At 67.2% G+C, this 16691-nt stretch carries 13 protein-coding genes; 8 read left to right on the plus strand and 5 right to left on the minus strand.

All coding sequences use genetic code 11. The annotated features are described in order from the left end of the window. The first annotated feature begins 466 nt into the window (after positions 1-466). The 4 genes from clpS to WJ35_RS14460 all read left to right on the plus strand — a co-directional run bounded on the left by clpS (position 467) and on the right by WJ35_RS14460 (position 5463). Positions 467-781, plus strand: a complete 315-nt coding sequence (gene clpS / locus WJ35_RS14445; RefSeq protein WP_006398529.1) for an ATP-dependent Clp protease adapter ClpS — start codon at positions 467-469, stop codon at positions 779-781. Continuing rightward, the gene (gene clpA / locus WJ35_RS14450; RefSeq protein ID WP_010090927.1) at positions 778-3078 is read left to right on the plus strand and encodes an ATP-dependent Clp protease ATP-binding subunit ClpA; all 2301 of its coding nucleotides are present in this window, start codon (positions 778-780) and stop codon (positions 3076-3078) included. The genes clpS and clpA overlap by 4 nt, the downstream gene beginning before the upstream one ends. A 104-nt stretch (positions 3079-3182) precedes the next feature. Beyond that, complete coding sequence (locus WJ35_RS14455; protein ID WP_060232275.1) at positions 3183-4562, plus strand: amino acid permease; 1380 nt, start codon at positions 3183-3185, stop codon at positions 4560-4562. A gap of 130 nt (positions 4563-4692) precedes the next feature. Beyond that, positions 4693-5463, plus strand: coding sequence for a hypothetical protein (locus WJ35_RS14460; RefSeq protein ID WP_069239354.1), 771 nt, complete (start codon positions 4693-4695; stop codon positions 5461-5463). 55 nt (positions 5464-5518) lie between these two features. Here the strand turns inward: WJ35_RS14460 and dut are convergent, their stop codons facing one another. The 5 genes from dut to WJ35_RS14485 all read right to left on the minus strand — a co-directional run bounded on the left by dut (position 5519) and on the right by WJ35_RS14485 (position 11788). Further along, positions 5519-5965 (minus strand): dUTP diphosphatase, encoded by a 447-nt coding sequence (dut, locus tag WJ35_RS14465; RefSeq protein WP_042586123.1) that lies wholly within the window; start codon positions 5963-5965, stop codon positions 5519-5521. 82 nt (positions 5966-6047) lie between these two features. Further along, positions 6048-7259, minus strand: a complete 1212-nt coding sequence (gene coaBC / locus WJ35_RS14470) for a bifunctional phosphopantothenoylcysteine decarboxylase/phosphopantothenate--cysteine ligase CoaBC (RefSeq protein WP_060232269.1) — start codon at positions 7257-7259, stop codon at positions 6048-6050. 95 nt (positions 7260-7354) lie between these two features. Continuing rightward, entirely contained in the window at positions 7355-7855 is a 501-nt protein-coding gene (gene lspA, locus WJ35_RS14475) for a signal peptidase II (RefSeq protein ID WP_010090932.1), read from the minus strand. Then, entirely contained in the window at positions 7856-10693 is a 2838-nt protein-coding gene (gene ileS, locus WJ35_RS14480) for an isoleucine--tRNA ligase (protein WP_060232266.1), read from the minus strand. Between the two features lie 102 nt (positions 10694-10795). Then, positions 10796-11788 carry a bifunctional riboflavin kinase/FAD synthetase gene (locus WJ35_RS14485; protein ID WP_060232263.1) on the minus strand — a complete coding sequence of 331 codons (993 nt, stop codon included), beginning with the start codon at positions 11786-11788 and terminating at the stop codon, positions 10796-10798. Between the two features lie 122 nt (positions 11789-11910). Here WJ35_RS14485 and purN point away from each other — a divergent pair, with 122 nt between their 5' ends. From purN to WJ35_RS14505, 4 genes are all read left to right on the plus strand, one after another. Beyond that, on the plus strand, positions 11911-12573 hold the full coding sequence (gene purN, locus WJ35_RS14490) for a phosphoribosylglycinamide formyltransferase (RefSeq protein WP_059981248.1): 663 nt from the start codon (positions 11911-11913) through the stop codon (positions 12571-12573). Beyond that, a complete protein-coding gene (locus WJ35_RS14495) occupies positions 12570-13838 on the plus strand; it encodes an RsmB/NOP family class I SAM-dependent RNA methyltransferase (RefSeq protein ID WP_069239355.1) in 1269 nt (422 codons plus the stop codon). Before purN ends, WJ35_RS14495 begins: the two co-directional genes overlap by 4 nt. 21 nt (positions 13839-13859) lie before the next feature. After that, positions 13860-15218 (plus strand): mechanosensitive ion channel family protein, encoded by a 1359-nt coding sequence (locus tag WJ35_RS14500; protein ID WP_060232321.1) that lies wholly within the window; start codon positions 13860-13862, stop codon positions 15216-15218. Between the two features lie 192 nt (positions 15219-15410). Beyond that, positions 15411-16607 (plus strand): acyl-CoA desaturase, encoded by a 1197-nt coding sequence (locus WJ35_RS14505; RefSeq protein WP_010090939.1) that lies wholly within the window; start codon positions 15411-15413, stop codon positions 16605-16607. The last annotated feature ends 84 nt before the right edge of the window (positions 16608-16691 follow it).

A 16691-nucleotide genomic window follows, 5' to 3' on the forward strand; every position in this document is an offset into this window, starting at 1 on the left:
CGTTCCCCCCTCACAGCTCACCTCGGCCTTTCTCGTTTGCCGTTCAGACAAATTGAAAAAAGTGCCAGCTTGATTGTTGGCGCTCTTTATTGGAGTGTCAAGAAAATTTTTAGACGTATAGGGGGCCGTTGTAAAGAACCCATTTTCAGGGTTTTTCCGGCTTTGCCTGTCGGCATCGTCGCAAGCGCGCGGACTTGAAAAGTCGCATAATCGGCTCACATACCAGGCTCGAGTGACACGCGTTCGAGCATCCCTGGCTTGTGGGATACTGGATGCGGACGCGACGACGCGGTGTGATTCCCCGTGACGGTGCGTGTCCCGCGCCACCTGTGAAAGCCGGCACCGCAGCCGGCTTTCGTATGGCGCGAGCGCAAGCGCGTGGTTCCGGGCATCCGGGGAGGGCGCCGGCCGGTCGGTCGGGTAATGGCAGGATTGCGGGCCTGTCCGAGTTGTTTAGAATGGGTGTATGGCGATTATCCCGGACAAGCAGGACAGCACCGTCCTGGAACGCAAGCAGCAGAAGCTGAAGCCGCCTTCGATGTACAAGGTGGTGCTGCTCAACGACGACTTCACGCCGATGGAGTTCGTCGTGATGGTCGTGCAGGAGTATTTCAAGAAGGATCGCGAGACGGCCACGCAGATCATGCTGAAGGTCCATCGCGAAGGGCGAGGGGTTTGTGGGGTCTATACGCGGGACATCGCGTCGACCAAGGTTGAGCAAGTCGTTACCCATGCGCGGCAGGCAGGGCATCCGCTGCAGTGCGTGATGGAGGAAGCATGATTGCCCAGGAATTGGAAGTCAGCCTGCACATGGCGTTCATGGAAGCACGTCAGGCGCGCCATGAGTTCATAACGGTCGAGCATCTGCTGCTGGCCCTGCTGGATAATCCGACGGCGGCCGAGGTGTTGCGCGCGTGTGCGGCGAACATCGAGGACCTGCGTCAGAACCTGCGCAATTTCATCCACGACAATACGCCCACGGTCCCGGGCACCGACGACGTCGATACGCAACCGACGCTCGGTTTCCAGCGCGTGATCCAGCGCGCGATCATGCATGTCCAGTCGACTTCCAACGGCAAGAAGGAAGTGACCGGCGCGAACGTGCTCGTCGCGATCTTCGGCGAGAAGGACTCCCACGCGGTGTACTACCTGCAGCAGCAGGGCGTCACCCGCCTCGACGTCGTCAATTTCATCTCGCACGGCATCGCGAAGACGAACAGCGGCGAGGCCGCGAAGGCGAGCGACGCGAATGCCGAGAGCGAGGACGCGAACGCGCAGAAGGAAACCCCGCTCGCGCAGTTCACGCAGAACCTGAACCAGATGGCGAAGGACGGCCGCATCGATCCGCTGATCGGGCGCGAATCCGAAGTCGAGCGCGTCGTGCAGGTGCTGTGCCGCCGCCGCAAGAACAATCCGCTGCTCGTCGGCGAGGCCGGCGTCGGCAAGACCGCGATCGCGGAAGGGCTCGCGTACCGCATCACGCGCGGCGAAGTGCCGGACATCCTCGCGAACGCGCAGGTCTACTCGCTCGACATGGGCGCGCTGCTCGCAGGCACCAAGTATCGCGGCGATTTCGAGCAGCGCCTGAAGACGGTGCTGAAGGAACTGAAGGAGCGTCCGCACGCGATCCTGTTCATCGACGAGATCCATACGCTGATCGGCGCGGGCGCCGCGTCGGGCGGCACGCTCGACGCGTCGAACCTGCTGAAGCCGGCGCTGTCGTCGGGCACGCTCAAGTGCATCGGAGCTACGACGTTCACCGAATATCGCGGCATCTTCGAGAAGGATGCGGCGCTGTCGCGGCGCTTCCAGAAGGTCGACGTGACCGAGCCGACCGTCGAGCAGACGGTCGCGATCCTGCGCGGCCTGAAGTCGCGCTTCGAGGAGCACCACGGCGTCAAGTATTCGTCGGGCGCGCTGTCGGCGGCGGCCGAACTGTCGGCGCGCTTCATCACCGACCGTCACCTGCCCGACAAGGCGATCGACGTGATCGACGAGGCGGGCGCCGCGCAGCGCATCCTGCCGAAGTCGAAGCAGAAGAAGACGATCGGCAAGAGCGAGATCGAGGAAATCATCGCGAAGATCGCGCGCGTGCCGGCGCAGAGCGTGTCGCAGGACGACCGCAGCAAGCTGCAGACGCTCGACCGCGATCTGAAGAGCGTCGTGTTCGGCCAGGATCCGGCGATCGACGCGCTCGCGGCATCGATCAAGATGGCGCGCGCGGGCCTCGGCAAGATGGACAAGCCGATCGGCGCGTTCCTGTTCTCCGGCCCGACGGGCGTCGGCAAGACGGAGGTGGCGCGCCAGCTCGCGTTCACGCTCGGCATCGAGCTGATCCGCTTCGACATGTCGGAATACATGGAGCGCCATGCGGTGAGCCGCCTGATCGGCGCGCCGCCGGGCTACGTCGGGTTCGACCAGGGCGGCCTCTTGACCGAAGCCGTCACGAAGAAGCCGCACTGCGTGCTGCTGCTCGACGAGATCGAGAAGGCGCATCCGGACATCTTCAACGTGCTGCTGCAGGTGATGGACCACGGCACGCTGACGGACAACAACGGCCGCAAGGCGGATTTCCGCAACGTCATCATCATCATGACGACGAACGCGGGCGCCGAGTCGATGCAGAAGGCGACGATCGGCTTCACGACGCGCCGCGAAACCGGCGACGAGATGGCCGACATCAAGCGCCTGTTCACGCCGGAGTTCCGCAACCGTCTCGACGCGATCATCAGCTTCCGCTCGCTCGATGAGGAAATCATCATGCGCGTGGTCGACAAGTTCCTGATCCAGCTCGAGGAGCAGCTGCACGAGAAGAAGGTCGACGCGCTGTTCACCGACGCGTTGCGCAAGCATCTCGCGAAGCACGGCTTCGACCCGCTGATGGGCGCGCGGCCGATGCAGCGGCTGATCCAGGACACGATCCGTCGCGCGCTCGCCGACGAACTGCTGTTCGGCAAGCTGGTGAACGGCGGTCACGTGACGGTCGACGTCGACGAAAGCGACAAGGTGCAGTTGTCGTTCGACAAGCTGGCGAATCCGCCGCACAAGCCGAACGAGGAAGCGGTCGAAGTCGAATAAGCAGCAGTCGGTTTGTTTCAGCCAACGGCGCGGGAAGTCTTCCGCGCCGTTTCGTTTTATCTGGCGCCGGCTTGCGCCAGCGCAGGTGCAGGGGAGTGAGGGAAGTGTCGCAACAACAACGGACGTTCGACAACATCGTCGAACGCGAACAAGGGCTGCGCCACGCATTGTCGTCGGGGCAGATGGCGATGATCGCGATCGGCGGCGCGATCGGCACCGGGCTGTTTCTCGGCAGCGGCTTCGCGATCGGGCTCGCCGGCCCGAGCGTGATGGTTTCGTATGCGATCGGCGCGCTGATCGCACTGCTGCTGATGGGCGCGCTCGCGGAAATGACCGTCGCGCATCCGACCGCCGGTTCGTTCGGCGCGTATGCGGAGCATTACGTCGGCCCGCTCGCCGGCTTTCTCGTGCGCTACGGGTACTGGTTCGCGGTCGTGTTCGCGATCGGCACCGAGATCAGCGCGATCGCGGTGTTCATGAAGTACTGGTTCCCGACGGTGCCCGGGTGGTACTGGGTGGTCGGCTTCTCGGCGCTGCTGATCGCCGTGAACATGGCGAGCGTCACGCTGTACGGGGCGGTCGAGTACGCGTTTTCGCTGCTGAAGATCGCGGCGATCGTCGTGTTCGTCGTGCTCGGCGCGTATCTGGTCTGGTCCGCGCCGGCCGCGTCCGGCATCGGCTTCGCGAACTACACCGCGCACGGCGGCTTCCTGCCGAAGGGGCCGTGGGGCACCTGGGTCGCGGTGATCGTCGCGATCTTCAGCTACATGAGCATCGAAGCCGTCGCGATCGCGGCGGGCGAGGCGCGCGACCCGGAGCATGCGGTCACGCGCGCGTTCCGCTCGACGGTGTTCCGGCTCGTGCTGTTCTATCTGCTGACGCTCGCGCTGATGCTCGCGATCGTGCCGTGGACGCAGGCCGGCACCGACGAAAGCCCGTTCGTGAAGGTGATGGCCGCGACGCGCGTGCCGTATGCGGCCGGCGTGATCAATTTCGTCGTGCTGGTCGCCGCGCTGTCGGCGATGAACAGCCAGCTCTACGTGACGACGCGGATGATGTTCAGCCTGTCGCGCGCCCGCCTCGCGCCGGCGGTGTTCGGCCGGCTCGGCGCGAACGGCGTGCCGCGCGCGGCGCTGTGGGTGTCGACGAGCGGCGTCGCGGTCGCGGCCGTGCTGGTCGCGCTGTCGCCGGACACCGCGTTCACCGTGATGATGGCGATCGCGATGTTCGGCGCGCTGTTCACGTGGCTGATGATCTTCGTTACGCATCTGCGCTTTCGCCGGCATTATCGCGGCCCGGCGCTCGCGTTCCGGATGTGGTGGCATCCGTTCGGCAGCCTGCTCGGCGCGGGCCTGCTCGCCGCGATCCTCCTGACGACCGCGTTCACGCACGAGTTCCGGATGACGATGGCGGTCGGCATCGCGTTCGTCGTGCTGCTGACGCTCGCTTACGCGCTGCATTACCGGCACCGGCACGCGCGGTGATGCATGGCGGCACGCGGCCGGGCGCGCCGGCGAGCCGCTAAGCTTGCGTTAAGCCGGCGGCGCGTACAGTCGAACCCGTTCGCGATTCAGGGCCGCCTGGCGGCCCATCGCCATTCGCAAAGGGGTTCGGATGAAGAAGCTTCCTGAAATCACCCTCGCATTCTGGATCATGAAGATCTGCGCGACCACGCTCGGCGAAACCGGCAGCGACCTGCTGTCGATGACCCTCGACGTCGGCTACGCGGCAAGCTCGCTGCTGCTGCTCGGTTTCTTTCTCGTCACGCTCGGCGCGCAGCTGCGGGCCACGCACTATCGCCCGGCGCTCTACTGGGCCGTGATCGTCGCCACCAGCACGGCCGGCACGACGATGTCCGACTTCATGGACCGCACGCTCGGCCTCGGCTACGCAGCCGGCTCGTCGATTCTCGTCGCGATCCTGCTGGCGACTTTCGCGGTGTGGCGGCTCAGCGGCGAATCGCTTTCGGTGGACCTGATCCGCACGCGTCGCGTCGAGCTGCTGTACTGGGTGGCGATCCTGTTCTCGAACACGCTCGGCACCGCGCTCGGCGACTTTCTCGCGGACAGTTCGGGCCTCGGTTTCGGCGGCGGCGCATTGCTGATCGGCAGCCTGCTCGCGGCGATCGTGCTCGCGCGCTATCTCACCCGCGTCTCCGGCGTGCTGTTGTTCTGGGCGGCGTTCGTGCTCACGCGTCCGTTCGGCGCGACGCTCGGGGACTGGCTCACGAAACCGGCCGCCAAGGGCGGCCTGGCACTCGGCACGGTCGGCTCGTCTGCCGTATTGCTCGGCGTGCTGGTCGCGATGGTGATCTACGCGAGCATCGCGCAGGCGCGGCGCCGCGAGCGGACACCCGTGCGCATCGCGCAAACGGCCGGCCGCTGAGTGGCACCCGGAAAAGCAAAAGGGGCCGCGCGGCCCCTTTTCGATGCGGCGCGGCTCAGTGACGGCCGGTGCTGCCGAAGCCGCCCGCGCCGCGATCGCTCGCGGCGAAATCGCTGACGATGTTGAACTGCGCCTGCACGACCGGCACGATCACGAGCTGCGCGAGGCGTTCGAACGGGTTCAGCACGAATTCGGTCTGGCCGCGGTTCCACGTCGAGATCATCAGCTCGCCCTGGTAGTCGGAGTCGATCAGGCCGACCAGGTTGCCGAGCACGATGCCGTGCTTGTGGCCGAGGCCAGAGCGCGGCAGGATCAGCGCCGCGTAGCCGGGGTCGGCGAGATGGATCGCGAGGCCGGTCGGCACGAGCGCGGTCTCGCCCGGCTTCAGCGTCAGCGGCGCGTCGAGGCACGCGCGCAGGTCGAGGCCGGCGCTGCCGGTCGTCGCATAGGCGGGCAGGTAGTCGCGCATGCGCGCGTCGAGGATCTTCAGGTCGAGTTTCATTCGGTCGTCGATTCGGGGAAGGGACGCGGCGGCGGCCGTTGCGCCGTCGCGCGCGGGTCGGATGACGGGTCGGATGAGGTGGTCAGATCAGTCGGTTGTCGGGCAGGCGCTTCGCGATTTCGTCGACGAGCACGTGCGCGAGTTCGTCCTTCGGCGCGCGCGGCAGGCGCGTGATGCCGGCCGCGTCGAACAGCGCGACTTCGTTGTCGTCGCGGCCGAACGTCTGCGGGCCGAGATTGCCGACGAGCAGCGGCACGTTCTTGCGCTTGCGCTTCTCGTCGCCGTGCACGTCGAGGTCGCCGCTTTCCGCCGCGAAGCCGACGCAGAACGGCGGATCGGGGAGCGCCGCGACCGACGCGAGGATGTCCGGGTTCTCGACGAACGTCAGCGCGGGCATCTTGCGGTCGGCGGTCTTCTTCATCTTGTGTTCGGCCGGCTGCGCCACGCGCCAGTCGGCCACCGCGGCCACCGCGATGAAGATGTCGGCATCGGGCACCGCGTTCATCACCGCGTCGTACATCTGCTGCGCGGTCTGCACGTCTTCCCGGTACACGCCCCACGGCGTTGCCAGCGCGACGGGGCCGGCGACCAGATGCACTTCCGCACCGGCCTGCTGCGCCGCGCGCGCGAGCGCGAAGCCCATCTTGCCGCTCGAGCGGTTGGTGAGCCCGCGCACCGGGTCGAGCGGTTCGAAGGTCGGGCCGGCCGTGATCAGCACGCGCCGGTGCGCGAGCCGCTTAGGCTGGAAGTGCGCGACGATCGCCTCGTAGATCGCCTCCGGCTCGAGCATGCGGCCGTCGCCGACCTCGCCGCACGCCTGCGCGCCCGAATCGGGGCCGAGCACCGACACGCCGTCCGCGCGCAGCTGCGCGACGTTGCGCTGGGTGGCCGGGTTCTGCCACATCTGGCGGTTCATCGCGGGCACGACGAGCAGCGGACAATCGCGCGCGACGCACAGCGTCGACAGCAAGTCGTCCGCGAACCCGTGCGCGAGCTTCGCGAGGAAGTCGGTCGACGCGGGCGCGATGACGATCGCGTCGGCTTCGCGCGACAGGTCGATGTGCGCCATGTTGTTGCCGACGCGCGGGTCCCACTGGCTCGTGTAGACGGGCCGGCCGGACAGCGCCTGCATCGTGACGGGCGTGATGAACTGGGTCGCGGCTTCCGTCATCGCGACCTGCACGGTCGCGCCCGCCTTGGTGAGCAGGCGGGTCAGCTCGGCGATCTTGTAGCAGGCGATGCCGCCCGTCAGGCCGAGGACGAGGTGTTTTCCTGCGAGTTCTGCGTGTGCCAACTCGGGCCTCCAAGGGGTCGGGTCGATCAAGACGGCCGGCGCGAGGCCGGCCGTCGACGCAGAGTATGCGCGCTTTATGCGGGCTTTATGCGGGCTTAGCGCGCGCCGCGCACGCGACGCAGCTCGTCGTAGATCAGCAGCACCGCGCCGACCGTGATCGCGGAATCGGCGAGGTTGAACGCCGGGAAATGCCAGGCGCCGACGTGGAAGTCGAGGAAGTCGATCACGTGACCATAGACGAGCCGGTCGATCACGTTGCCGAGCGCGCCGCCGAGGATCAGCGCGAGCGACAGGCTGAACAGGCGCTGGTGGCCGTGGCGCTTCAGCAGGTAGCAGATCACGAGCGTCGCGCCGATGCCGAGCGCGGTGAACGCCCAGCGCTGCCAGCCGCCCGCCGCCGCGAGAAAGCCGAACGCGGCGCCCTGGTTATAGACGAGCACCAGGTTGAAGAACGACGTCAGCGCGTGCTGCGCGCCGTACGCGAAGGTCTTCAGGATCGCGATCTTCGTCAGCTGGTCGAACAGGATGACGATCAGTGAAATGCCGAGCCACGGCGCGAGCGCGCCACTTGCCGATTTCGACAGGGTCTTCGCCATTTATGCCGCGCTCCGGATTTCGCCGTTTTCAAACAGGTTCGAGAAGCAGCGGCCGCACAGCGTCGGGTGATCGGCGTGCGCACCGACGTCCTCGCGGTAGTGCCAGCAGCGCTCGCACTTCTGGTGCGTCGACGCGGCCACGTCGACGCTCTCGTGCGCTTCGTCGTCGACCTTGACGACCGTCGCGGCCGACGTGATCAGCACGAACTTCAGGTCGTCGGCGAGGCTCGTCAGCGCGTCGTAGCGCGCGCCGCTCGCGTGCACCGTGACTTCCGCCTGCAGCGACGAGCCGATGCGGTTCGCGGTGCGCGCTTCCTCGAGCGCCTTCGTGACGTTGCCGCGCACGTCGCGCAGCAGCGTCCACTTCGCGATCAGCGCGTCGGCGTTGCCGACTTCCGGATACGCGTAATACGTTTCCGTGAAGATCGTGTCGCTGGCCGGCTGGAACACCTTCCACGCTTCCTCGGCGGTGAACGACAGGAACGGCGCGAGCACGCGCAGCAGGCCCTGCGTCAGGTGATAGAGCGCCGTCTGCGCGGAGCGGCGTGCGGTCGAATCGGCCGCGCTCGTGTACAGGCGGTCCTTCAGCACGTCGAGGTAGAAGCCGCCGAGGTCTTCCGAGCAATACGTCTGCAGCTTCGCGACGACCGGGTGGAACTCGTACTTCTCGTAGTGCGCAAGCAGCTCCGCCTGCAGCTGCGAGGAGAACGCGACCGCGTAGCGGTCGATCTCGAGCCACTCGCCGACCGGCAGCGCATGCTGCGCGTAGTCGAAATCGGACAGGTTCGCGAGCAGGAAGCGCAGCGTGTTGCGGATGCGGCGATAGCCTTCCGTCACGCGCTTCAGGATTTCCTCGGAGATCGCGAGCTCGCCCGAGTAATCGGTCGATGCGATCCACAGGCGGATGATCTCCGCGCCGAGGCGGTTCGCGACTTCATGCGGATCGATGCCGTTGCCGAGCGACTTGCTCATCTTGCGGCCTTCGCCGTCGACCGTGAAGCCGTGCGTGAGCAGGCCCTTGTACGGCGCGCGGCCGTCGAGCATCGACGCGGTCAAGAGCGACGAGTGGAACCAGCCGCGGTGCTGGTCCGAGCCTTCGAGGTACAGGTCGGCCGGGAACTGCAGCGCGTCCTTGTGCGAGCCGCGCAGCACGTGCCAGTGGGTCGTGCCCGAGTCGAACCACACGTCGAGCGTGTCGCGATTCTTCTCGTACATGTTCGCGTCGTCGCCGATCAGCTCGCGCGGATCGAGCGACTGCCACGCCTCGATGCCCGACTGCTCGACGCGCTTCGCGACTTCCTCCAGCAATTCCAGCGTGCGCGGATGCAGCTCGCCGGTTTCCTTGTGCACGAAGAACGCCATCGGCACGCCCCACTGGCGCTGGCGCGACAGCGTCCAGTCCGGGCGGTTCTCGATCATGCTGTGCAGGCGCTGCTTGCCCCACGACGGGTAGAACGCGGTCGCGTCGACGCCCGCGAGCGCGGTTTCGCGCAGCGTCGCGCCGCCGTCGTGCGGCGTCACGTCCATGCCGGCGAACCACTGCGACGTCGCGCGGTAGATGATCGGCGTCTTGTGGCGCCAGCAGTGCATGTAGCTGTGCGTGTACTTCTCGTTGCGCAGCAGCGTGCCGGCGGCGTTCAGCGCGTCGACGATCTTCGGGTTCGCGTCCCAGATCGACAGGCCGCCGAACAGCGGCAGCGATTCGATGTAGCGGCCGTCGCCCATCACCGGGTTGATGATGTCCGAATCGGTCATCCCGTGCGCCTTGCAGGACACGAAGTCCTCAACGCCGTAAGCGGGCGACGAGTGCACGACGCCGGTGCCGGTGTCGGTCGTCACGTAGTCGCCGAGATAGACGGGCGACGTGCGCTTGTAGCCGGGGTGGGCCGCCGCGAGCGGGTGGTTGAAGCGCAGGTTGACGAGCTTCTCGCCGGGCGTCGTCGCGACGACGCGGCCGGTCAGCTTGAACTCTTCCATGCACGCGGCGACGCGCTCTTCCGCGATGATCAGCAGGCCGCGCTCGGTGTCGACGAGCGCGTAGACGATCTCCGGATGCAGGTTCAGCGCCTGGTTCGCCGGGATCGTCCACGGCGTGGTGGTCCAGATCACGATGCCGCCGTCGGCGCGCGGCAGCGCCGGCAGGCCGAACGCCTGCGCGGTCTTCTCCGGCTCGGCGAACGGGAACATCACGTCGATCGTCGGGTCGGTGCGGTCCTTGTACTCGACTTCCGCCTCGGCGAGCGCCGAGCCGCAGTCGAAGCACCAGTTCACCGGCTTCAGGCCGCGATACACGTAGCCCTTCTCGATGATCTTGCCGAGCGCGCGGATCTCTTCCGCCTCGTTGACGAAGTTCATCGTCTTGTACGGGTTGCCCCAGTCGCCGAGCACGCCCAGCCGCTTGAAGCCGCCCTTCTGCTTCTCGATCTGCTCGGTCGCGTACGCGCGCGCCTTGGTCATCACCTCGGCCGCCGGCAGCGACTTGCCGAACTGCTTCTCGATCTGGATCTCGATCGGCATCCCGTGGCAATCCCAGCCCGGCACGTACGGCGCATCGAAGCCCGCCATGTTGCGCGACTTGACGACGATGTCCTTCAGGATCTTGTTCACCGCGTGGCCGAGGTGGATGTCGCCGTTCGCATACGGCGGGCCGTCGTGCAGGATGAACTTCGGCCGGCCCTGGCTGGCCGCGCGGATCTTCTCGTAGATGCCGCGCGCTTCCCATTCCTTGACCCACTGCGGCTCGCGCTTGGGCAGGTCGCCGCGCATCGGGAACGGCGTGTCGAGCAGGTTGACCGGATACTTGGCCTGCGGTTTCGAATCGGCTTTCTTGTTGCTCATGATGAGATCGCTATCAAATCGGGGGACGCTCGTGCGTCGTGAATCGGGTGAGCGCGCGCATCGGCGGCGCCGGGATGCGGCGCACGGCGCCGCCAGCCGGGGTCAGCTAATTCGGTCGGTGGCCGACGTCGAGAAGCCGGTCGTGCGGCTGCCGGGCGCGTGGTCGCGCGCCGCGAAGTACGCGCGGGCGTTCGCGACGTCCTGCGCGATCGCGCGCGACAGCGCTTCGAGATCGTCGAACTTCGCTTCGTCGCGCAGCTTCTGCAGGAATTCGACGCGCACGAGCTTGCCGTAGGCGTCGCCGTGCCAGTCGAGCAGGTGGACTTCGAGCAGCACGCGGCCCGAATCGACGACGGTCGGGCGCAAGCCCAGGCTCGCGACGCCGGGCAGCGGGGTGTCGGCGAGGCCGTGGACCTGGACGACGAAGATGCCCATCAGCGCCGGCCGCTTGTGCGCGATCGGCAGGTTCAGCGTCGGGAAGCCGAGGTCGCGGCCGAGCTTCAGGCCGTGCGTGACGTGGCCGCTGATCGCGTAGCCGTGGCCGAGCGCCTGCGCGGCCGCGGCGAGATTGCCCGCCGCGAGCGCGGCGCGCACGCCGGAGCTGGAGATGCGCGCGCCGTCGCTGCCGGCGACCGTGCCCATTTGCTCGACCTCGAAGCCGTACTGCTCGCCGGCTGCCTTCAGCGTGTCGAAGGTGCCCGCGCGCTTCGCGCCGTAGCAGAAATCGTCGCCGACCATCATCCAGCGCGTGTGCAGCCCGCCCACGAGCGTGCGCTCGACGAACGCCTGCGGCGACTGGCTGGCGAACGTATGGTTGAAGTGCTCGACGACGACCCGGTCGACGCCGTGCTCGCGCAGCGCCTCCAGCTTGTCGCGCAGCATCGCGATGCGCGGCGGCGCGCCGGCCGGATTGAAGAATTCGCGCGGATGCGGCTCGAAGGTCATCACGCAGACGGGCAGGCCGCGCGCGTCCGCTGCCGCGCGCACGCGCGCGAGCAGGGCCTGGTGGCCGCGATGGACACCGTCGAAGTTGCCGATCGTCAGCGCGCACGGGGCACGGCTTTCGGCGTTGGGCAGGCCGCGGAAGACTTTCACGATAGCGGGTGCAGCGTCGGGGAATGAGCGGATCGAGGCCGCAAAGCAGAAGATTATAAACGCTCGGGCGGGCCGGCGGCTCAGGAGGCGGGAAACGCGAGACCGAATGGTAAAATTCGCGGATGAAAAAACTCGTCATCTTGATTTCCGGTCGCGGCAGCAACATGGAAGCCATCGTCCGCGCGTGCGCGCAGGAGCGGTGGCCCGCCGAGATTGCCGCCGTGATCGCCAACCGGCCCGACGCGGCCGGCCTTGCCTTCGCGGCGTCGCACGGGATCGCGACCGCCGTGGTCGACCACCGGTCGTTCGACGGCCGCGACAGCTTCGATGCGGCGCTGGCCCACGAAATCGACCGCTTCGCGCCGGATCTCGTGATCCTCGCCGGCTTCATGCGCATCCTGACGCCGGCATTCGTCAGACGATACGAGGGCCGGATGCTGAACATCCACCCGTCGCTGCTGCCGAGCTTCAAGGGCATCCACACGCATCAGGCGGCGCTCGACGCGGGCTGCGCGCTGCACGGCGCGACCGTGCACTTCGTCATTCCCGAACTCGACAGCGGCGCGATCGTCGCGCAGGGCGCGGTGCCGGTGCGCGCCGGCGACGACGCGGCCGCGCTCGCGCAGCGCGTGCTCGCGGTCGAGCACGTGCTGTATCCGCGCGCGGTGCGCTGGTTCGTCGACGGGCGCCTGCGCCTCGAGAACGGCCGTGCAGTGGTCGCGCCGGAGGAGGCGCGCTGGATTTTCGCGGACCAACCGCAACCCATGACGAGCGAGGGCGTATGAAGCTGCACGGATTCCTGATCGGCCAGACCGAGACTTTGCTGGCCGAGGTGCTGAAGTTCGCCGGCCCGGCCGATGCGACGACGAGCCGGTTCTTCCGGGCCCATCCGAAGCTCGGGCACGCGGAGCGCGGCGTGATCGCCGAGGCGGTGTTCGCGGTGCTGCGCCGGAAGATGGAGTATGCGCACCTCGCCGAGAGCGGCACCGGCAGCCCGGCGCGGCGGCTCACGCTGCTCGGCCTGATGCAGACGGCCGGCCGCAACGCGCTGAAGCCGTTCGTGTCCGACGCCGAGGCCGCGTGGCTCGAGCATGTGTCGAAGATCGATCCGGCGAGCCTGCCGGTGCGCGTGCGCGCGAACCTTCCGGACTGGATCCAGCAGGCGCTGTCGTCGCGCTTCGACGCCGAGGAACTCGCGCAGCTCGCCGCCGCGATGAACTACCCGGCGCCGCTCGACCTGCGCGCGAACGCGCAGAAGGCGACGCGCGACCAGGTGATCGACGCGCTGCGCGCGAACGGCATCGACGCCGGCGCGACGCCGTTCGCGCCGTTCGGCGTGCGGGTCGCCGGCAAGCCGGCGCTCACCAAGCTCAAGGTGTTCGAGGAAGGCATGATCGAGGTGCAGGACGAGGGCAGCCAGCTGCTGTGCTCGCTCGTCGCGCCGCGCCGCGGCGAGATGGTCGTCGACTTCTGCGCGGGCGCGGGCGGCAAGACGCTCGCGCTCGGCGCGATGATGCGCTCGACCGGCCGCCTGTATGCGTTCGACGTGTCCGAGAAGCGGCTCGCGAAGCTGAAGCCGCGCCTTGCGCGCAGCGGGCTGTCGAACGTGAACCCGGTGCTGATCGACAGCGAGCACGACGCGAAGATCAAGCGGCTCGCCGGCAAGATCGACCGCGTGCTGGTCGACGCCCCGTGCAGCGGCCTCGGCACGCTGCGCCGCAACCCCGACTTGAAGTGGCGCCAGTCGCGCGCGTCGATCGACGAGCTCACGCCGAAGCAGGCGTCGATCCTCGCGAGCGCGGCGCGCCTCGTGAAGAAGGGCGGGCGGCTCGTCTACGCGACCTGCAGCGTGCTCGACGCGGAGAACGAGGCGATCGTCGCGCAGTTCCTCGCCGATCATCCGGAGTTCGTGCTGGTGCCGGCGCAGAAGGTGCTGGCCGACCAGCGCATCGCGCTCGATACCGGCGACTACCTGTCGCTGTGGCCGCACCGCCATGCGACCGACGGCTTCTTCGCCGCCGTGCTCGAGCGGCGCGCGCAGGCGGCGTAACGGCGGGCCGCACCACGGATGATGCAGAACCTGCAGAGCCGCCTGCTGTCGCGCCGCCTCGCGTCGGTGATCCAGGACTTCAACCAGCCGGTGATGATCTGGCAGGCGGCGATCCTGGTCGGCGCGCTGTGCTTCGCATGGCTCGCCGCGCGCTTCGTGCACGGCCGCATCGACGCGCGCCGCCGCGCGGCCGGGCGCGGGCCCGGCGCCGGCGCGCAGAGCCTGAAGCGCGCACTGTTCCCGCTGTTCGGCGGCGGGTTCGTGTGGATCGCGCAGCTCGCGTTCGACCCGTTCATGTCGACGGCGCTGCTGTCGCTCGCGCTCGTGCCGCTCATCGGCATCGGGCTCATCTACGTGCTGTTCTTCTTCGCGCGGCGTGTGTTCGCGCGCGACGGCAGCACCCATGCGTGGCTGTCGATCGTCGAGAAGATCGTGTCGACCGTCGTGTGGGCCGCGATGGTGCTGACCGTGCTCGGCATCCAGCGCGACGTGATCGCGTGGCTCGACAGCGTGCAGTTCCGCGTCGCGAACGCGCACCTCACGCTGCTGTCGCTGATCTCCGGCGCGCTGTGGATCTGCGTGACGCTGCTGGTCGCGATGTGGCTCGGCTCGGTGCTCGAGGACCGCCTGACGCGCGCGAGCACGCTCGACGCGAACCTGAAGGTCGTGCTGTCGCGGATCGGGCGCGCGCTGCTCGTGTTCGCGGCGGTGCTGATCGGGCTGTCGCTCGTCGGCATCGACGTCACCGTGCTCGGCGTGTTCGGCGGCGCGGTCGGCGTCGGGCTCGGCTTCGGCCTGCAGAAGATCGCGAGCAACTACGTGTCGGGCTTCATCATCCTGCTCGACCGGTCGCTGCGGCTCGGCGACGCGATCAGCGTGGGCGGCCTGCAGGGCATCGTCACGCAGATCCGCACGCGCTACACGGTCGTGCGCGGCCTCGACGGCAACGAGACGCTGATCCCGAACGAGAAGCTGATCACCGACGTCGTGCAGAACCAGTCGTCGTACCTGACGCGCGGCTACGCGAAGGTCGCGGTGCAGGTCGCGTACACGAGCGACGTCGAGCACGCGCTGACGCTGCTCGCCGAAGCCGCGAAGGGCGTGCCGCGCGTGCTCGACGAGCCGGCGCCGACGCCGTATCTGGTGAGCTTCGGCGCGGACGGCATCGATCTCGAGCTCGGCTTCTGGATCGAGGATTCCGCGAAAGGCACGTCGGGCGTGCGCTCGACGGTGAACCGCAACGTCTGGCGGCTCTTCAGCGAGCACGGGATCTCGATCCCGTTCCCGCAGCGCGAGGTGCGCGTCGTCGGCCTGCCGGACGGCTTCGCGGCGATGCGCGCCGAGGACGGCGACGGCGCGGCCGCCCGCGCGGTCGTGTAAGCCGGCCGGACGCGGAGCGCCGGGCCGGCGGAGTCCGCCGCTGGACTGCCGGCGTTGCGTCAAGGCAAGAAATATTCATTTTTTACAAAGACTTGGAACGGTTGAAGTAAAATCCTGGTCTATTCAGCGGTATGCTTTCATTTTTCTGACGCCGGCGCGTTGCCGGCGTCGTTCACTCCACAGGTAACTGCCTTGTTGAATTCCCTGCTCGACTTTCTTTCTCACGGGCTTCTGCGCTTCTCGTGGTGGCAGATCGTGCTGTTCGCGCTCGCGGTCACGCACGTGACGATCATCGGGGTGACGGTCTACCTGCACCGCTGCCAGGCGCACCGCGCGCTGGAGCTGCATCCGATCGCCAGCCATTTCTTCCGCCTCTGGCTGTGGATGACGACCGGCATGCTGACCGGCCAGTGGGCGGCGATTCACCGCAAGCACCACGCGAAGTGCGAGACCGAGGAAGATCCGCACAGCCCGCAGACGAGAGGCATCTGGAAGGTGTTCCTCGAAGGCGCCGAGCTGTACCGTGCAGAAGCGAAGAACGAAGAGACGATGCGCAAGTTCGGCCACGGCACGCCGAACGACTGGATCGAGCGCAATATCTACTCGAAGTATCCGATTCTCGGCGTCAGCCTGATGATGGTGATCGACGTCGCGCTGTTCGGCGTGGTCGGCCTGACCGTGTGGGCCGTGCAGATGGTCTGGATCCCGTTCTGGGCGGCGGGCGTCGTCAACGGTTTCGGCCACTACTGGGGCTACCGCAACTTCAACTCGGCCGATGCGAGCACGAACCTGTTCCCGTGGGGCATCGTGATCGGCGGCGAGGAACTGCACAACAACCATCACACGTTCGCGACGTCCGCGAAGCTGTCGAACAAGTGGTACGAGTTCGACATCGGCTGGATGTACATCCGCATCATGTCCGCGTTCGGTCTCGCGAAGGTGAAGAAGGTCGCGCCGACGCCGCGCCTGAACAAGCCGAAGACGGTGCTCGACCAGGAAACGCTGCAGGCCGTGCTGTCGAACCGCTACGAGGTGATGGCGCGCTACGGCAAGGCCGTCAAGCGGGCGTACCGGCAGGAGCTCGTGCGCCTGAAGGAGCTCGGCTCGGGCGAGAAGTACCAGCTGATGCGCGGCGCGCGCAAGTGGTTCCACAAGGACGCGGACGGCCTCGACGAGCCGCAGAAGAAGCTGCTGCCGGAAATCTTCGCGAACAGCCAGAAGCTGCAGACGTACTTCCAGCTGCGCCAGGATCTCGCCGCGATCTGGGATCGTTCGACCGCGTCGCGCGAACAGCTGCTGGCCCAATTGCAGGATTGGTGCCATCGCGCCGAACAAAGCGGCATCAAGGCGTTGCAGGAATTTGCGATGCGCCTGCGCCGCTACGCCTGATTCGAAATCGATTAGAATCTCAGGACGTCACAAACCCCGCGCTGGCGGGGTTTTTTCTTTTGGGCGACCGTAAAGCATGGGACC

Source organism: Burkholderia ubonensis (genome assembly GCF_001718695.1).
Taxonomy (GTDB): domain Bacteria; phylum Pseudomonadota; class Gammaproteobacteria; order Burkholderiales; family Burkholderiaceae; genus Burkholderia; species Burkholderia ubonensis_B.

Bases quoted from the DNA above. Each gene is read 5' to 3' on its own strand.
- ileS (WP_060232266.1), bottom strand. From the start codon at position 10,693: ATGAGCAACAAGAAAGCCGATTCGAAACCGCAGGCCAAGTATCCGGTC.
- WJ35_RS14460 (WP_069239354.1), top strand. From the start codon at position 4,693: ATGAAGAAGCTTCCTGAAATCACCCTCGCATTCTGGATCATGAAGATC.
- WJ35_RS14500 (WP_060232321.1), top strand. From the start codon at position 13,860: ATGCAGAACCTGCAGAGCCGCCTGCTGTCGCGCCGCCTCGCGTCGGTG.
- WJ35_RS14495 (WP_069239355.1), top strand. From the start codon at position 12,570: ATGAAGCTGCACGGATTCCTGATCGGCCAGACCGAGACTTTGCTGGCC.
- clpS (WP_006398529.1), top strand. From the start codon at position 467: ATGGCGATTATCCCGGACAAGCAGGACAGCACCGTCCTGGAACGCAAG.
- clpA (WP_010090927.1), top strand. From the start codon at position 778: ATGATTGCCCAGGAATTGGAAGTCAGCCTGCACATGGCGTTCATGGAA.
- lspA (WP_010090932.1), bottom strand. From the start codon at position 7,855: ATGGCGAAGACCCTGTCGAAATCGGCAAGTGGCGCGCTCGCGCCGTGG.
- dut (WP_042586123.1), bottom strand. From the start codon at position 5,965: ATGAAACTCGACCTGAAGATCCTCGACGCGCGCATGCGCGACTACCTG.
- purN (WP_059981248.1), top strand. From the start codon at position 11,911: ATGAAAAAACTCGTCATCTTGATTTCCGGTCGCGGCAGCAACATGGAA.